The following is a 16,869-nucleotide window of genomic DNA, read 5'->3' as shown; positions in this document are numbered from 1 at the left end:
GAGGCGGCAGAAATGTCGCCTCCTCTTCGTTTTGGCGATGCTATTCGGCGGCGAACTTCGAGGACATCAGGTCCTTAGCCATTGCGACGGTCAGTTCGTCGAAGCGGTCGATGATGCGATCGGGCGACAGGCTTGCCATCGGAACGTCGGAATAGCCGAAGGTTACGCCGATCGACGGGATGCCGGCGTTCTTGGCGGCAAGGATGTCGTTGATGCTGTCGCCGATCATGATGGCGGTGGATGCGGAGCCGCCAGCACGTTCGATCGTGCCGAGGATATGACCGGCATCCGGCTTGCGGACCGCAAATGTATCGCCTCCGGTGATCACCGGGAAATGTGATGCAAGGCCCAGGGTTTCGATCAGGGGAATAGCGAGAGCTTCGCTCTTGTTGGTGCAGATGGCGAGGTTCATGCCGGCTGCGGACAAGCGTTCCAGGCAATCGACGACGCCTGGGAAAGGCTTGCTCTTGCCGGGCATGTGAGCGCGGTAGTGCTCCATGAAACGCGCAAACAGCACGTCGCCCTGTTCATCCGTCAGCGCGACCTTGCGCAGCTCGAAGGCACGCTTGATCATCACGCGGGCGCCCTGACCGACAAGATGGGTGAGGTCGTCGAAGGTCACCGGTTCGAGATCGGCGATGGCGATGGTGTGATTCAGGCTGTAGATCAGATCGGGGGCGGTGTCTATCAATGTGCCGTCGAGATCGAAGATGACGATGGGAGCGCTCACGGATTACCTCATTGCTGCTCTTCAGACCGTTCCGCTTAAGCATGTCACGCCGCGATTGCCAAGCCGCGGATAGGAGGACCGAGAAGACTCCGGGTCGACGGTGTGAGAAACCGCGTCGGGGGACTTTCGTTTGCGCAAAGGGGCGTGTAAACAGCGGATCGGCTGAAACAGCGGGGAGAAGGCGGCGTATGGACGCCCGGGAAATGAAGGTCAAGGCGGCCGCAGCGGCACTCGCCTATGTCGAAGACGGAATGAAGCTCGGCATCGGCACCGGCTCTACCGCGGAAGAGTTCGTTCGGCTGCTGGCCGAGAAGGTTCATGGCGGCCTGCGCGTCGAGGGCGTACCGACATCGGAACGTACGGCGCGGCTCTGCCTTGAACTCGGCGTTTCCCTCAAGTCCCTCGACGAACTTCCCGAGCTGGACCTGACGATTGACGGCGCCGACGAAGTGGACGGCAACCTGACGCTGATCAAAGGCGGCGGTGGTGCGCTTCTTCGCGAAAAGATCGTCGCGGCAGCTTCGAAGCAGGTGATCGTCATTGCCGACGAAAGCAAGGTCGTCGAAACGCTCGGCGCTTTCCCTCTGCCGATCGAGATCAATTCATTCGGGCAGATCGCTACCCGTATCGCCATCGAAAAAGCAGCGACGCGGCTCGGTCTCTCCGGCTCGCTTTCGATGCGTAAATCGGGCGAAGATGTTTTCATGACCGACGGCGGACACTATATTCTGGACGCATCATTTGGCCGCATTCCTGATGCAGAGGCACTTTCTGCCGAATTGAATCTCATCCCCGGCGTGGTGGAACACGGACTATTCATTCATATGGCGTCCCTTGCGATCATCGCCGGCCCGGCGGGAGCGCGGACGCTCAAGGCGAAATAAAACTAGGAGCACTTACACATGATCAAATCGGCGCTTTTCGGCCGTGTATTCGCGCTTGCCTTGGCTCTTTCAGGTTCCGCCGCGTTTCAGGCGCAGGCCCAGGATGTTCCGCAGGCTCAACTCGACGCCGCCCGCAAGGCGATCACGGCGCTCAATGTTACCGATCGTTACGACAGCATCCTGCCGGCGCTTGCCGAGCGTCTGAAGGCGCAGTTCATCCAGTCCTCGCCGAACTTCCAGGACCAGATCTCGGCCATCGTCGATGAGCAGGCTCTGGCTCTCGCGTCGCGTCGCGCCGACCTCGAGAAGGAAGCCGCGACCATCTATGCAAAAGCTTCTCTGCCGAAGAGCTGGAGACGATTGCGACCTTCTTCAACACGGAAGCCGGCAAGAAGCTTCTGACGAGCACGCCGCTCGTCTCGCGCGAACTTGGCCGCGCTGCGGAAATCTGGACGAACGGCATTTCCCGTGACCTGTCGGCCCAGTCCACCGCAAAGCTGCGTGGCGTGATTGATGCAAATCCGGGTGAAATGCCGGCCGTCGAAGCCGCTCCGGCTGCCGGCGCTGCCCAGACGCCTGCTCCCACGCTCAATCTGGCGCCCCAGCAGTAATCCATAAGAACATACCAGCCATGTGAAAGCCCGGAGCGATCCGGGCTTTTTCTTGCGGTGCGAAAGGCTTATATCGGCTTGCGTTTTGCATGCTTAAGGAGAGCCAAATGACCGCCTATGACTATGATCTCTTTGTAATCGGCGGTGGTTCCGGCGGCGTGCGCGCAGGCCGCGTGGCGGCCAGTCTCGGCAAGAAGGTTGGGATCGCGGAGGAATACCGCTTCGGAGGAACCTGCGTCATCCGCGGTTGCGTGCCGAAGAAGCTCTTTGTCTATGCTTCCCAGTATCAAGAACATTTCGAGGATGCTGCCGGATTCGGCTGGACGGTCGGCGAGAGCACGTTCGACTGGAAGGCACTGATTGCTGCCAAGGACAAGGAAATCGCCCGCCTCGAAGGTCTCTATCGCCGCGGGCTGGAGAACAATGGCGCTGAGATCATCGATCTCGCGCGCCGAACTCATCGATGCCCATACGATCCGCCTGACGAAGACCGGCAAGACGGTCACCGCCGACAAGATCGTGATTGCCACGGGCGGCGTCGCCAATCCCCATGCGGCACTTCCGGGCCATGAGCTCTGCATCACCTCCAACGAGGCCTTCCATCTGGAAGAGCTGCCGAAGTCGATCCTGATCGCCGGCGGTGGCTATATCGCCGTTGAATTCGCCAACATCTTCCACGGTCTCGGTGTCGATACGACGCTGATCTATCGTGGAAAGGAAATCCTGTCGCGCTTCGACCACGACATGCGCCAGGGCCTGCACAAGGCGATGGTCGAGAAGGGTATCAAGATCATCCTGACCGACGTGATCGAGAACGTCGCCAAGGCTCCGGCCGGCGGGCTGACGGCCAAGACCAAGTGCGGCGAGACGATCACCGTCGATACGATCATGCTGGCACTCGGCCGCGATCCGAACACCGACGGCTTGGGCCTCGATGCTGCCGGCGTTGCCATGGATGAGCGCGGCGCGGTCATCGTCGACGATTATTCGCGGACGAATGTCGAGAACATCTATGCGCTCGGCGACGTCACCGATCGCGTACAGCTGACGCCGGTCGCGATCCACGAGGCGATGTGCTTCATCCAGACGGTCTACAAGGACAATCCGACGTCACCGGATTACGATCTGATCCCGACTGCCGTCTTCTCCCAGCCGGAGATCGGCACCGTCGGCCTCTCCGAAGAAGAGGCGGCCAAGCGTTATGCCGAACTCGAAGTCTATCGCGCCGAATTCCGGCCGATGCGTGCGACGCTTTCCGGCCGGGCGGAGCGGATGATCATGAAGCTGATCGTCGATGGGACAAGCCGCAAGGTCGTCGGTGCCCACATTCTCGGCCACGAGGCGGGCGAGATGGCGCAGATCATCGGCATCTGCCTGAAGGCCGGCGCGACGAAGGACGATTTCGATCGCACTATGGCGCTGCATCCGTCGGCGGCGGAAGAACTGGTGACCATGTACAGCCCGAGCTACCGCGTGAAAAACGGCGAGCGGGTCTGAGAAAAACAGTCGGCCGGCGGAAATGACGCCGGCCGATTTCGTTTGACCGTTTAATTGGTCAGTCGGAGACCCGTAGTGCCGCCGGTGGCCTGGATGAACAGCTTGACCATGGCCGCTTCCATGTCGTCATCCGGCCCCACCTCGAAGAAGAGCTCGGGTGAAGCGCATTCCTGCAGTTTCGACGCGATCTTATTGGCGAATACGTTCTTGATGTAGCCGTCCCAGGTGCCATCGCCATCCAGCGGTACATAGGTGGTATAGAGAACAGCGATCTTGATCTTCCGGTCCTTGAGAGCTTTGCAATAGGCCGTGTTGATCGGCTCGTGGCAGCGGCCTTTTTCTCCCTCCCAGCTGCCGGCGCATTTTCCGCCCGGCTTCAGGTGGTCGGCAACGCCGTCCGTGACGAAATAGACGATCTTCCCCGGATCTGCAGCGCTTGCGCCGCCACCGCCATTGCCGCTGATTTCCTTGCCGATTGCCGTAAGAGCCACGTCGAAGCTGGTGAGCGCATTGTCATTGAACCAGTCGTGGTCGGTCGTCATCAGGGCGACGTCTTCAGTCGCGTCGCCGGCGCTTTTCATGTCGAGCGTCAGAGAGGCCAGCTTGTCGATCCGGTAGCCCGGTTCCAGCGCATACTTGCCGAAGGAGTAGGATGCCACGCGATATTGCTCGTTGACGGCTGCGGTGTCGACAATCCTGTCGATCAGGGTTTTTGCCGCCTTTGCCACGACGTCGATACGAAGCGTGACCTTGTTGTTCTTGGCCACCTGATAGGTGTTCTGACTCTCGATGAATTTGCCCTTGTTATCGTAGTAGCCGACATGGCAGGCGAAGGCGCATTCGCGGCCGTTATAGGCTTGGGTCAGCTTCTTCATCCTGGCGATTTCCGCCGTGGTGGCGGCGATGCCCATGGACGGTGTGTTGTCGAGCAGCATGTAGAAGTCGGTGTAGCTTTTGCCCTGCGCACCATAGCCCGCCGTGGCGCTTCCGGTGATGGTCATCTCGTTCTTGCCGAGCAGGCGCATGAATGTCGTCGGCACGTGAGCGCTGAAGGACACGACGGAGGTTATGATGCCGGCCTTGCGTTGGACATCGATGCCCACTTCCACGGGCATGTCCGTGAAGGCGTTCTCGACACTAACGCTGCGTTGGCTTAGGAAAAGTTTCCTGCCGTCATCCTGCGCTATGGTGATCTGGCAATCCTGCTTCATCTGCTGGATAGCCTTGTAGCCTGCGGTGCCCTGACTGATGGCACCGAGTGCTGCAGCATCGGCTGCGCCCATCAATTCGTTGCGCAGGCTGAGAGCCCGGCCGAAATCGATGGCCAGTCCGGCGGCGCCGATCAGCGGCACGAGAATAAGCGCAGTCATTATTCCAAAATTACCGTGCTCGTCCTTCGACAAGCGTTTCAAAATCCGCATCTGCAGCCCCAAGCTCGATCCGCGCGCTAAAATGTGAGCGAATGTCGGATATGGGGCTGAATCAGAATTTAACGCGGTGATCCAGCCTGCGCGGCTGGTTAAGAAACGATGTTCAAGGCCGCATTTAAGCAACGATGCGTTCACTCGCGAACACGGGCGAAGGCGGCTGGTCAAAGGTGCCGTTAGGGTTTATAAGCCGGCCTCTATTTTTCAAGAGGAACGACCGCAGCGCGAAGCTGCGAGCGGACAGGTGAGTGACATGGCACAGAATTGGACCCCGAACAGCTGGCGGCAGAAGCCCATTCAGCAGGTTCCGGAATATCCGGACGCGGCCGCATTGGCGGCAACAGAAGCCCAGCTCGCAACGTTTCCGCCGCTCGTTTTTGCCGGTGAGGCGCGCCGACTGAAGAGCCAGCTTGCCAAGGTTGCCAATGGCGACGCCTTCCTTCTTCAGGGCGGCGATTGCGCCGAGAGCTTCGCCGAGCACGGCGCCGACAATATCCGCGACTTCTTCCGCTCCTTCCTGCAGATGGCTGTCGTCTTGACCTATGGCGCGCAGCTGCCGGTGGTGAAGGTCGGGCGCATCGCCGGCCAGTTCGCCAAGCCGCGCTCCTCGAACATCGAGGTGCAGAACGGCGTGGAGCTTCCGTCCTACCGTGGCGACATCATCAACGGAATCGACTTCACGCCGGAGAGCCGCATTCCTGCTCCGGAGCGTCAGCTCGACGCCTATCGTCAGTCGGCCGCGACGCTGAACCTGTTGCGCGCGTTCGCCATGGGCGGCTATGCCAACCTGGAAAACGTGCACAAGTGGATGCTCGGCTTCGTCAAGGACAGTCCGCAAGGCGAGCGCTACAAGAAGCTTGCCGACCGCATCAGCGAGACGATGGACTTCATGCAGGCGATCGGCATCAATGCCGAGAACCAGCCGAGCCTGCGCGAGACGGATTTCTTCACCAGCCACGAGGCGCTGCTTCTCGGCTATGAGGAAGCCTTCACCCGCGTCGACTCCACATCCGGCGACTGGTATGCGACCTCCGGCCACATGCTGTGGATCGGCGACCGCACACGTCAGCTCGACCATGCCCATGTGGAATATTTCCGCGGCATCAAGAACCCGATCGGTCTGAAATGCGGTCCGTCGCTGCAGCCCGACAACCTGATCGAGCTGATCGACGCGCTGAACCCGTCGAACGAGGCCGGCCGTCTGACGCTGATCTGCCGTTTCGGTCACGACAAGGTTGCCGACAACCTGCCGAAGCTGATCCGTGCCGTGGAGCGGGAAGGCAAGAAGGTCGTCTGGTCCTGCGATCCGATGCATGGCAACACGATCACGCTCAACCACTACAAGACCCGTCCGTTCGAGCGGATCCTGTCGGAAGTCGAGAGCTTCTTCCAGATCCATCGGGCGGAAGGCACTCATCCGGGCGGCATCCATGTCGAGATGACCGGCAAGGATGTGACCGAATGCACCGGTGGCGCTCGCGCGGTGACGGCCAGCGATCTGCAGGATCGCTACCACACCCATTGTGACCCGCGCCTCAACGCCGACCAGGCGCTCGAACTGGCCTTCCTGCTGGCCGAGCGTATGAAGACCGGTCGCGACGAGAAGCGGATGGTCGTCAACGGCTGATTGGGATTGATCAGGGCCGATTGGCCCTCACGATCTTCGAATAAAAGAACGGGTCGGGCGAAAGCCCGGCCCGTTTTCGGTTCCTCGACTTGGTTACTGGACCAGAACCGGATTCTTGCAGCTGGCGCCGCCGACCCGAATGTCGGCCTGGCCGATCTTGACGCCGAGCGTTCCGAGCAGGCTGTAGAGCAGCTGGTCGAGCGGGGCGGTGACGAAGTTCAGCGTGTCCAGCAGACCGCCCAGGATCGCCGTCGGCAGGACGACCTTGATGCCGAGGACATCGGCTTCGACCGTCAGATCCTTGAGCAAGGAACTGGTCAGCGTGCTGACCGTGTTCTGTGTCGAGATGTTCTTGACCACCTTCGAGCTGATGTCCGACGGCGAGAAGCTGACGCGGGTCGTGTTCATGTTGGTGGCGTTGGCATAGGCAAGCGCCGTCAGGTTGATCAGCGGGGCCTGGACGATCTTGGCTTTTGTCACGCGCGGGTCCTTGCCGAAATTGGCGAAGGCTGTGGGGTCGACGTCGCCGAGCGAGAGTTCCAGCACGCCGGGCACGGCCTCGACGCCGACAGTCGCTCCGGTCGAACCGCAGGTGATCGAGGCGAGGTTTGCTTCCGCATGGGCGACTTCGAGATAGAGCGGCAGCTTGACCTTGATGCCGAGCAGGCCGGTCAGACCGTCGACCGTGGCATTGATGGCCAGACGGGTTTGGGCGGTGCGGACGATCGTGCCGGTCTTGCCGACGGCGAGCGACGTGGCGCCGACAGGCGGTTCGCCGATGGCAAGCGAAACGCTGAGATTGGCGAGGCCGGGTATGGTCGCGCCGAGATCCAGGTCCACCTGGCTCGACCCGTGCGCGATATTGGCTGTCGTGCTGACGAGGTCGAAAATGCCGGCATCGAGTGTCAGTCCGTCACTCTGGCCGATCAGGCGGCTGGCGAGGGGGCCGACATCGACGAGATCCTTGAGCTTTACCGTCAGCTTGGTCTTGGAGACGGTTGTCTCCAGGGTCTTCAGGATGGCCGCGACGGCCGGCGTGACGCCGGTGGTCTGGCCTATGGCGTTCAACAGCGTGCCGTAGGATATGCTTGTGTTGAGAAGCTCGTCATAGGTGGCGGCCGTCAGGTTGAGCTTGATGGCGAGCTTGTCGAACACCTTCAGCAGATCGACATTGGCGTTTGCCAGCGACTGGTAATCCATGACCGAGAGGGAAACATTGGTTCCGAGAAGCTTGCCGAGCAATGCATTGACGACGCCGCCATTGAGGCTGGCGAGACGTGAGCCGACCGAGAAGGAGGCCATCTTGTCGACTGCCGCCGTGCCGCTGGCATTGAGCGTCGGGGCGGTCGCGACATTGTTGGCGAAATACAGCCCGCCCTTGCTGTAGAGCGTGACGCGGACGGCATCATAGGGAGTGGCGCCGGACTTGAATCGATTTGCGACCGCCACCATGGTGCTCGCTTGGTAGGTGCCACCGCTGACGACGGCATAGGCGTCGAACTTGCTGAACACGGTCGCCGGATCGAAGGCGACCGGGGCGCCCTTGTTCAGGAGCTGTCCGTTCTTCAGGACGGCAATGTTCTTGCCGTTGAGGCTGGCATAGGCCAGCACGCCGTTCTCCAGATTGGCCGGGGTGGCGGCCGCCGTGATGGCGGCAAGGTCGGCCGCAGTCTGGAGTTCCTGCTGCTGCAGGGTCAGGGAACCGTAGTCGACGCCGAGCGCCATGGCCGCAAGGACAATGGGAAGGCAGATGGCCGTCGAGACGGCGACATTGGCCCTGTCGCTTCTTATGAACGCGTGGATGTGCCGCAGCATTCAGACGCCTCCCACCCGCACTGTTGCAGAAGCGTCTAATCTGCTTGGCCGGCATGGCGTAACTGAACAGGTTGAAGATCGGCAGGTTGCTGGCGTCGTAGCTGAGAGAAACAGTGAACTGGTTGGGGTTCGACGGATCGACCTGGACCTGAAGAGAAAGGCGCGACTTGTCCAGGAGCGCATGGTTCATCGTGGTCCGGCTGACGAAATCGGCCACCAGGGTTTCGCGCTCGGTCTCGTTAAGACCTGCGACCGCCGTGCGGGCCGCGTCCGCTGCCAGTTGCTGGACCGAATGGGCTGCGGAGAAGTAGATCCCGTATGCGATGAGGCTCAGCAGTGTGAGGAAGAAAAGCGGGGCGATCAGTGCGAATTCGACTGCTGCAGCCCCTGAATTGTTGGCACCATATCGACGAATGAGCATCCGTCTCTCCCCCGTGTTTTTGCTTGGGCTTTATTATTGATTTCACTTATTAAGAACACGCTAAAATAAAGATGTGGGATGTAATGGATGCGCGATTGGGGCGGTACGCCTGACCAAGTCGAAATTTGACGACTTGCCGTTGCGGCAATCGCAGGGTCGGATTAAATCGGAACCATGACCCAGGAAAATCTCCAGACCTTGCGCATCGCAATCGCACAGCTCAATCCAACAGTCGGCGACGTCGCCGGCAATCTCAAGCTCGCGCGCGAGGCGCGCGCCGACGCAGCCCGCGAAGGGGCGGATCTGATCCTGTTCACGGAGCTGTTCCTTTCCGGCTATCCGCCGGAAGATCTGGTTTTGAAACCGGCTTTCCTGAAAGTCTGCCTGAAGGCGGTGGAGGAGCTTGCAGCAGAAACCGCCGATGGCGGGCCGGGCATGATCATCGGCTTTCCGCGCCAGGGCGAGGAAGGGCGTCACAATTCGATCGCCGTGCTCGATGGCGGCAAGATCGTCGCCATCCGCGACAAGATCGATCTGCCGAATTACGGCGAGTTCGACGAGAAACGCGTCTTCGTGGCTGGTGCCATGCCGGGACCGGTCAATTTCCGTGGCGTTCGGATCGGCATTCCGATCTGTGAGGATATCTGGGGTGAACTCGGTGTCTGCGAAACGCTATCGGAAAGCGGTGCGGAAATCCTGCTCGTGCCGAACGGGTCTCCCTATTATCGCGGCAAGGTCGATATCCGCCATCAGGTGGTGCTGAAACAGGTGATCGAGACGGGGCTGCCGCTGGTCTATGCGGCGCAGCTCGGCGGTCAGGACGAGCTGGTCTTCGACGGCGCGAGCTTCGCCTTCAATGCCGACAAGTCGCTGGCCTTCCAGCTGTCGCAGTTCGAACCCGCGGTCGTCGTCACCGACTGGAGACGCGAGGAAGATGGCTGGCGCTGCCTGCCGGGGCCGATGGCGCATATTCCGGAAAAGGAAGAGGCGGACTATCTCGCCTGCATGCTTGGCTTCCGCGACTACGTCAACAAGAACGGCTTCAAGTCCGTCGTGCTCGGCCTCTCCGGCGGCATCGACTCGGCCGTCTGCGCCGCGATCGCCGTCGATGCGCTGGGCGACGAGAGGGTGCGCACGATCATGCTGCCCTATCGCTATACGTCCGAGGATTCGTTCAAGGACGCAGCAGATTGCGCCAAGGCGCTCGGATGCCGCTATGATATCGTTCCGATTTCCGATCCGGTTGAGGGGTTCCTTTCGTCGCTTGCTGATATGTTCGAGGGAACGGAACAGGGGATCACCGAGGAGAACCTGCAGAGCCGCACCCGTGGGACGATCCTGATGGCGATCTCCAACAAGTTCGGCTCGATGGTGGTGACGACCGGCAACAAGTCGGAAATGTCGGTCGGCTATGCGACGCTCTACGGCGACATGAATGGCGGGTTCAACCCGATCAAGGACCTCTACAAGATGCAGGTCTATGCGCTGGCCGAGTGGCGCAACCGCCATGTGCCGGCAGGCGCCTTTGGGCCGTCCGGCGAGGTGATCCCCGTCAACATCATCTCCAAGGCGCCGTCGGCCGAGCTTCGGCCCGACCAGACCGACCAAGATTCACTGCCGCCCTATCCGGCGCTCGATGACATTCTCGAATGCCTCGTCGAGATGGAAATGGGCACGGAAGAGATCGTTGCCCGCGGCCATGACGTAGCGACCGTCCATCGGATCGAGCATCTGCTTTACCTTGCCGAATACAAGCGGCGGCAGTCGGCTCCGGGCGTGAAGATCACCAAGAAGAATTTTGGTCGCGATCGGCGCTATCCGATCACCAACCGGTTCAGGGATCGCTAACCGAGTCGGCGAAAATTCCTTCCCGATCGCGGTAACTTGGAGTTTCCTGCAGGCAGCTTGGTCTGGAGGAACTCATGGCGGTCGTGGGCAGCAAGGTTGGTGTGTTCATAGATGCGGAAAATCTGCCGCCAAGGGTGATACAGCGGGTGCTGGACATCGCCGCCTCGTGCGGCCCTATCGTGGAACGGCGCGTCTACGGCGATTTCACCCGAGAGATGCTGCGGCCGTGGGTCGATGTGGCCTCACGTCACGCGCTATCTCTCCAAACAGCGCAGGTGACGATTTCGGGCAAGAACAGCAGCGATATTCTGCTGGCGATCGATGTCACGGAGATGATGTGTAAGTCGGAGATCGGTACCTACTGTATCATCTCCAACGACAGCGATTTTATCCATCTAGCGACTAGGCTGAGAATGCGAGGAAATCGGGCCGTGGGCATTGGAGGCAGCAAAGCCTCTAGCGGACTGAGGGTGGCCTTCGACGAATTTTTCGATCTCGACCTGGAGAAGATGGCGGAGGCCAAGGTTGTCACACTCAAGCGTACCAAGGATATTCGTCCTTATGTCATCAAGGCGCTTGCGATATTGGGTAAGGACGCTGGCGAATGGGTGAAAGTCGGCCATCTTGCTTCTGCAATCAGGCAAGCCAATCCGGGGTTTCAGACGAAGAGTTTTGGCTTTGTGAAGTTCAGCACGGTGCTCAAAAAGTCCGAATCTCTGGAAATACGCAACGAGGGGACGGTAGACATGGAGGTCCGGGTGAGATCCTCCGCCGGTGCGATTGTACAAACCAAGGATAAGACAGGATGACGCGCAGTTCCGTCGAGATCTTCAACATCCGCACCCGGGAAAACCGGGTGGTCTGGCAGACCGAAGAATTGTTCGAAGCGCCGAACTGGTCGCCGGACGGCAGATATCTCATGCTCAACAGCGAGGGGCTGATCTATCGCCTGTCTCTGAGTGGTGATGTGATGCCGGAGAAGATCGATACCGGCTTTGCGACCATGTGCAACAACGATCACGGCATTTCGCCGGACGGGTCGCTGATCGCGATTTCCGACAAGGTCGAGTTCGGCAAGTCGGCGATCTATGTGCTGCCGGCTGCTGGCGGCACGCCGAGGCTGGTGACCGAGAACCTGCCATCCTACTGGCACGGGTGGTCGCCGGACGGCAAGACCTTTGCCTATTGCGGTATTCGCGACCAGGTCTTCGATATCTATACGATCGGGATCGACGGGCAGAACGAGACGCGGCTGACCCATGGCGAGGGCCGCAATGACGGGCCCGATTATTCACCCGACGGGAAATGGATCTATTTCAATTCCAGCCGCACCGGCCTGATGCAGATCTGGCGCGTGCCGGCGGCAGGCGGTGAGGCGGAGCGGATCACCACGAGCGACTACGGCGACTGGTTCCCGCATCCGTCACCGAAGGGCGACAAGGTCGTCTTCGTTTCCTATGACGCAGACGTGTTCGATCATCCACGCGACAAGCAGGTTCGGATGCGGCTGATGGACCCGGATGGCGGCAATGTCGAGACGCTGTTCGAACTGTTCGGCGGGCAGGGGACGATCAACTCCCCCAACTGGTCACCGGATGGTGATGAGTTTGCCTACGTTCCCTACTTCCCCGAAGCATGACGTATGACCGTCGGCCTTGCGTGGTGAAGCGCTGCCCGGCATAAGGTCAGGCGTCAGGTGCCCATCGTCGATGGGAGAATCGGGAAGCCGGTGAAATTCCGGGACGTGCCCAACGCTGTGAGGCGGACGGCTATCGCAACATGCCACTGGTTTGTCCGGGAAGGCTGCGATGGCGGGACGAAGCCAAGTCAGAAGACCGGCCTGACGATATGGACCGATCCGCGCGGACGGCGGACAGGTTGAGGGCGTTTGCGTCGGGCCAGTGATGGTCTTCGCTGCCGCTGCATTGTTGGGGATAAACGATGCGACCTGAAATGATGAGCCACGGCCTGCAGGCGGCCGAAGCATTCGACGAGCGAGACCGCGACGCCGTGTATCGCGCCATCCGAACGCGCCGGGACGTGCGCGACCAGTTCCTGCCCGATCCGATACCCGACGATCTTATCCGACGTTTGCTGGAAGCGGCGCATTCGGCGCCGTCAGTGGGCTTCATGCAGCCGTGGAATTTTGTCCTTATACGCGACGAGGCCGTGCGGCTTGCCGCTTGGGAGGCCTTTTCGAAAGCCAATGCCGAGGCAGAGGCAATGTTTCCAGAGCATCGCCGAGACCTCTATCGCGGCCTCAAGCTCGAAGGCATCCGCAAGGCGCCGCTTTCGATCTGCGTGACCTGCGATCCCGACCGGGCCGGGCCTGTCGTGCTGGGGCGCACGCACAATCCGCGCATGGACAGCTATTCAGCGGTCTGCGCGGTGCAGAACCTCTGGCTCGCGGCTCGGGCGGAAGGGATCGGCGTCGGTTGGGTCAGCATTTTTCATGATGCTGACGTCCGCGCGCTGCTCGGCATTCCGGACAGGATCGAGATCGTCGCCTGGCTCTGCCTCGGCTATGTGGACGAACTTTATAGTGAGCCGGAACTGGCGATCAAAGGGTGGCGTCAGAGACTGCCGTTGGAAGAGCTTGTGTTCAAGGATGGCTGGGGCCGGCGCTGACGGCCACTTCGCTGTCAGCCGAGCGCGCTATTGCTGCGGCTGCGCTCCGACGAGTTTCGGATTGGCGAGATCGATCTTCCGTTCCGGAAAGAAGCGCGGTCCGACCATGCGGACCTTCCTGCTCGGATCGTAGGGCGCTCCGGCGGAAACTCGATCTTCTCTTCTTTCGGCACGATGGCGACCGGTTCTCCGAGATGGGTGATGCTCGAGTTCGTGTCCGGTCCAGGCAAGGCGATACCCCGGATGCGCATGCGCTCCTGCTCGTCGATCGCGGTCTGCACGTCGAGATCGGCAGGTGTGCAATTGTTCTGGCGGATGGCGGCGAGGATGGCGACTCGTTCTTCCGAGGGCTGTGACAGGCTGCGGCTGCTGTTGCGCTGTTCGGCCAGCGCCCTGCGCTGCGCCTCCAACGCATCCAATGCCTCCTGCATCTGATGGCAGACAGGATCGGTAGAGCGTCCCAGTGTTACGATGCTGCCGCCAGCGCCGCCCAGCCTGGGGCGGCAGCCCTGGTTGCGCATGTCGATCCTCAAATTACGGATATCGGCATTCTGCTGGCTAACCTCGGCCGCATAGCGGCGCATGTCGCCGCCCGTGCCGATAATCTGCGGGGCATTGCTCAATTCGCGATAGAGATTGGCGCAAATCTCCACATCCCGCGCGCTGGCCGCCTGCGGGACGGAAAGGGCTCCGAGAGCCAATATCGCCAGTCTCAGTCCATTGACGCGCGTCATTTCCCACCTGTCGCATCTTTCTGCGGCTGGCTTCAACACTAGGGCATCGAAGGCGAAAACAGAATCGCCTTCGATGCCCTAGGTTTTTCTTTAGCAATTCCGGCATGCGGGAAACTTGCCGTGAGCCCTGCAGCTTATTTGACGAGCTGCAGGGGCTCCGGCTGGGAGGCTTCGACGACGGCGAGTGCCGCCATGTTGACCACACCACGCGAGGTGACAGAGGGCGACAGAATGTGGGCGGGCATTTTCGTACCGAGCAGGATCGGGCCGACATGCAGCGCGTCCATCATCATCCGTACCAAGCCGAGCGAGATATTGGCGGCATCGAGATTCGGGAAGACCAGAAGATTGGCTTCGCCGGTCAGCGTGCTGTTCGGCATGGCGCGCTTGCGCAGCGCCTCGTTGAGCGCCGAGCCGCCCTGCATTTCGCCATCCACTTCCAGATCCGGCGCTGTCTGGCGGATGATATCCAGGGCAGCGCGCATCTTGCGGGCGCTCTCCGAGATCGCGCGAGCCGAAATTCGAGTGGCAGATCAGCGCTGCCTTGGGCTCGATGCCGAAGCGGCGCACTTCCTGGGCCGCCAACACCGTGATTTCCGCAATCTCTTCGGCCGTCGGATTGTAGTTGACGAACGTGTCGGTGAAGAAGATCGCGCCGCGCTGGGAGATCAGCAGGCTGAGGCCGGCATTGGTGCAGGCACCCGCCCGCTTGCCGATGATCTGGTTCACGTCGCGCAGATGCCGATCGTAACGACCTTCGACGCCGCAGATCAGTGCATCCGCTTCGCCGCGCTTGACCGAGAGGGCACCGATGACGGTGTTGTTGGTGCGCACGATTGTGCGTGCGCCTTCAGGATTGACGCCCTGGCGGCCGACGAGCGCGATATAGTCGTCTACATACTGGCGATAACGCGGATCGTCTTCCGGGTTGACGACGGCGAAGTCGACATTCGGGCGGATGCGGATGCCGAAGCGCTTCAGGCGTGCCTCGATCACCGAAGGACGGCCGATCAGGATCGGCTGGGCGGTTTTTCTTCCAGCAGGATCTGGGCTGCGCGCAGCACGCGCTCGTCTTCGCCTTCGGCAAAGATCACGCGGTTCTTTTCCGCTGACTTGGCAGCCGTGAAGATCGGCTTCATGACGAAACCGGAGCGCCAGACGAAGCGGTTCAACTGATCGAGATAGGCTTCGAAATCCTGGATCGGACGAGCTGCGACGCCGCTTTCGGCTGCGGCACGTGCGACTGCCGGGGCAATGCGCAGGATGAGGCGCGGATCGAAGGGCGAGGGGATCAGGTAATCGGGGCCGAAGACCGGGGTCTCGCCGGTATAGGCCTTTGCGGCCACGTCGGACACTTCCTCGCGGGCCAGTGCGGCGATGGCCTTGACGGCGGCCATCTTCATTTCCTCGTTGATCGTGCGCGCGCCGCAATCGAGCGCGCCACGGAAGATATACGGGAAGCAGAGGACGTTGTTGACCTGGTTCGGGAAGTCCGAGCGGCCGGTGCAGATCATCGCGTCGGGACGCGCCTGGCGGGCGAGTTCCGGCATGATTTCCGGCGTCGGGTTGGCGAGCGCCATGATCAGCGGCTTCGGCGCCATGCGGGCGAGAAGCTCGGGCTTGAGGACGCCTGCGGCCGACAGGCCGAGGAAGACGTCCGCGTCGTCGATCAGATCGGCCAGCACGCGCTTGTCGCTGTTCTGGGCGAAGACCGACTTCCACTCGTCCATAAGCTCGGTACGGCCTTCATAGACGAGGCCTTCGATGTCGTGGACCCAGATATTCTCCTTCTTCGCGCCGAGCGAAACGAGGAGGTTGAGACAGGCGAGCGCCGCGGCGCCGGCGCCCGACGTGACGATCTTGATGTCGGTGATCGACTTGCCGGCGAGTTCCAGGCCATTCAGGATCGCCGCGGCGACGATGATCGCGGTGCCATGCTGGTCGTCGTGGAAGACCGGGATGTTCATCTTCTCGCGGAGCTGGCGCTCCACCTCGAAACATTCCGGCGCCTTGATGTCTTCAAGGTTGATGCCGCCGAAGGTGGGCTCCAGCGCCGAGACGGTGGAGACCATCTCGCCAATGCTGGCGGCGTCGATCTCGATGTCGAAGACGTCGATGCCGGCGAATTTCTTGAACAGGACGGCCTTGCCTTCCATGACCGGCTTGGAAGCGAGGGGGCCGATATTGCCGAGGCCGAGCACGGCGGTGCCGTTGGAGATGACCGCCACGAGGTTGGCGCGTGCGGTGTAGTCCGCAGCCACGTCAGGGTTGTCGCGGATGGCAAGGCAGGGCGCCGCAACACCGGGCGAATAGGCGAGCGCCAGATCGCGCTGGTTGCCGAGCGGCTTGGTCGCCTGGATCTCGAGCTTGCCGGGACGCGGGTAACGGTGGAAAAACAGTGCCTGTTCGTCGAGATCGGCGCTGGTCGGCACAGCCGACTTCTGGTTTTCGTTCGCGTCCATAGTCACTCCTGCCTTGCTCTTAAATCTTCGTCCATGTGGGGAGGATGCACCCTCTTACATCAATCGCCAGCGGCGAACAGCAGGTAATTTCAGCTCGTGGCGGAAATTGGAACATGCGCAGATACGCGCGGAGGAGACCGGCTCCTGTCATCATCCTGAAACACGAGTCTGGTTTTCAAACCGCG

The 16,869-nt window shown here is 60.9% G+C and carries 10 protein-coding genes, 4 pseudogenes and 1 riboswitch; of the genes and pseudogenes, 8 read left to right on the top strand and 6 right to left on the bottom strand.

Translation table 11 applies throughout. The features are described 5' to 3' along the window. Window positions 1-40: 40 nt before the first annotated feature. Window positions 41-730, bottom strand: coding sequence for a phosphoglycolate phosphatase (gph, locus tag N7E02_RS26550; protein WP_286580751.1), 690 nt, complete (start codon window positions 728-730; stop codon window positions 41-43). A 188-nt stretch (window positions 731-918) separates the two neighbouring features. On the opposite strand from gph, the gene rpiA reads away from it, so the two are divergent. From rpiA to gor, 3 genes and pseudogenes are all read left to right on the top strand, one after another. Continuing rightward, window positions 919-1,614 carry a ribose-5-phosphate isomerase RpiA gene (gene rpiA / locus N7E02_RS26545; RefSeq protein ID WP_286580749.1) on the top strand — a complete coding sequence of 232 codons (696 nt, stop codon included), beginning with the start codon at window positions 919-921 and terminating at the stop codon, window positions 1,612-1,614. 18 nt (window positions 1,615-1,632) lie between these two features. Then, window positions 1,633-2,225, top strand: a pseudogene (locus tag N7E02_RS26540) (DUF2059 domain-containing protein). 107 nt (window positions 2,226-2,332) lie between these two features. After that, a pseudogene (gor, locus tag N7E02_RS26535) lies at window positions 2,333-3,722 on the top strand (glutathione-disulfide reductase). A gap of 50 nt (window positions 3,723-3,772) precedes the next feature. Here gor and N7E02_RS26530 read toward each other — a convergent pair. Beyond that, on the bottom strand, window positions 3,773-5,092 hold the full coding sequence (locus N7E02_RS26530) for a pilus assembly protein TadG-related protein (protein ID WP_286580747.1): 1,320 nt from the start codon (window positions 5,090-5,092) through the stop codon (window positions 3,773-3,775). A 310-nt stretch (window positions 5,093-5,402) separates the two neighbouring features. Between N7E02_RS26530 and N7E02_RS26525 the strand changes: the two genes are divergently transcribed. Further along, window positions 5,403-6,776 carry a class II 3-deoxy-7-phosphoheptulonate synthase gene (locus N7E02_RS26525; protein ID WP_286580744.1) on the top strand — a complete coding sequence of 458 codons (1,374 nt, stop codon included), beginning with the start codon at window positions 5,403-5,405 and terminating at the stop codon, window positions 6,774-6,776. 93 nt (window positions 6,777-6,869) lie between these two features. Here N7E02_RS26525 and N7E02_RS26520 read toward each other — a convergent pair whose 3' ends face one another. Together N7E02_RS26520 and N7E02_RS26515 are read right to left on the bottom strand one after the other, a co-directional pair. Beyond that, window positions 6,870-8,591: a pilus assembly protein TadG-related protein gene (locus N7E02_RS26520; RefSeq protein ID WP_286580742.1), complete on the bottom strand. Its 1,722-nt coding sequence runs from the start codon at window positions 8,589-8,591 to the stop codon at window positions 6,870-6,872. Further along, window positions 8,592-9,012, bottom strand: a pseudogene (locus tag N7E02_RS26515) (TadE/TadG family type IV pilus assembly protein). A 174-nt stretch (window positions 9,013-9,186) separates the two neighbouring features. On the opposite strand from N7E02_RS26515, the gene N7E02_RS26510 reads away from it, so the two are divergent. The 4 genes from N7E02_RS26510 to bluB all read left to right on the top strand — a co-directional run bounded on the left by N7E02_RS26510 (window position 9,187) and on the right by bluB (window position 13,488). After that, window positions 9,187-10,860, top strand: coding sequence for an NAD+ synthase (locus tag N7E02_RS26510; protein WP_286580741.1), 1,674 nt, complete (start codon window positions 9,187-9,189; stop codon window positions 10,858-10,860). 74 nt (window positions 10,861-10,934) lie between these two features. Continuing rightward, complete coding sequence (locus tag N7E02_RS26505) at window positions 10,935-11,669, top strand: NYN domain-containing protein (RefSeq protein ID WP_286580739.1); 735 nt, start codon at window positions 10,935-10,937, stop codon at window positions 11,667-11,669. Next, the gene (locus tag N7E02_RS26500; RefSeq protein ID WP_286580737.1) at window positions 11,666-12,499 is read left to right on the top strand and encodes a TolB family protein; all 834 of its coding nucleotides are present in this window, start codon (window positions 11,666-11,668) and stop codon (window positions 12,497-12,499) included. The genes N7E02_RS26505 and N7E02_RS26500 overlap by 4 nt, the downstream gene beginning before the upstream one ends. Before the next feature lie 38 nt (window positions 12,500-12,537). Then, a riboswitch (cobalamin riboswitch) is annotated at window positions 12,538-12,718 on the top strand. Window positions 12,719-12,801: 83 nt separating this feature from the next. Continuing rightward, a complete protein-coding gene (bluB, locus tag N7E02_RS26495) occupies window positions 12,802-13,488 on the top strand; it encodes a 5,6-dimethylbenzimidazole synthase (protein WP_286580735.1) in 687 nt (228 codons plus the stop codon). 14 nt (window positions 13,489-13,502) lie between these two features. Here the strand turns inward: bluB and N7E02_RS26490 are convergent, their stop codons facing one another. Both N7E02_RS26490 and N7E02_RS26485 read right to left on the bottom strand, forming a co-directional pair. Continuing rightward, window positions 13,503-14,222 (bottom strand): hypothetical protein, encoded by a 720-nt coding sequence (locus N7E02_RS26490; protein ID WP_286584119.1) that lies wholly within the window; start codon window positions 14,220-14,222, stop codon window positions 13,503-13,505. A 134-nt stretch (window positions 14,223-14,356) separates the two neighbouring features. Then, window positions 14,357-16,684, bottom strand: a pseudogene (locus tag N7E02_RS26485) (NADP-dependent malic enzyme). Window positions 16,685-16,869 lie beyond the last annotated feature (185 nt).

The sequence above is a fragment of the Terrirhizobium terrae genome (assembly GCF_030323265.1).
In the GTDB taxonomy this organism is placed as follows: domain Bacteria; phylum Pseudomonadota; class Alphaproteobacteria; order Rhizobiales; family Rhizobiaceae; genus Neorhizobium.
Note: the sequence above shows the minus strand (reverse complement) of the source record. Positions and strands in the feature narration are given on the sequence as shown.

What these genes read in the sequence shown, in the direction of transcription:
- rpiA (WP_286580749.1), top strand. Translation starts at nt 919, where the DNA reads ATGGACGCCCGGGAAATGAAGGTCAAGGCGGCCGCAGCGGCACTCGCC.
- N7E02_RS26530 (WP_286580747.1), bottom strand. Translation starts at nt 5,092, where the DNA reads ATGACTGCGCTTATTCTCGTGCCGCTGATCGGCGCCGCCGGACTGGCC.
- N7E02_RS26525 (WP_286580744.1), top strand. Translation starts at nt 5,403, where the DNA reads ATGGCACAGAATTGGACCCCGAACAGCTGGCGGCAGAAGCCCATTCAG.
- N7E02_RS26520 (WP_286580742.1), bottom strand. Translation starts at nt 8,591, where the DNA reads ATGCTGCGGCACATCCACGCGTTCATAAGAAGCGACAGGGCCAATGTC.
- N7E02_RS26510 (WP_286580741.1), top strand. Translation starts at nt 9,187, where the DNA reads ATGACCCAGGAAAATCTCCAGACCTTGCGCATCGCAATCGCACAGCTC.
- N7E02_RS26505 (WP_286580739.1), top strand. Translation starts at nt 10,935, where the DNA reads ATGGCGGTCGTGGGCAGCAAGGTTGGTGTGTTCATAGATGCGGAAAAT.
- N7E02_RS26500 (WP_286580737.1), top strand. Translation starts at nt 11,666, where the DNA reads ATGACGCGCAGTTCCGTCGAGATCTTCAACATCCGCACCCGGGAAAAC.
- bluB (WP_286580735.1), top strand. Translation starts at nt 12,802, where the DNA reads ATGCGACCTGAAATGATGAGCCACGGCCTGCAGGCGGCCGAAGCATTC.
- N7E02_RS26490 (WP_286584119.1), bottom strand. Translation starts at nt 14,222, where the DNA reads ATGACGCGCGTCAATGGACTGAGACTGGCGATATTGGCTCTCGGAGCC.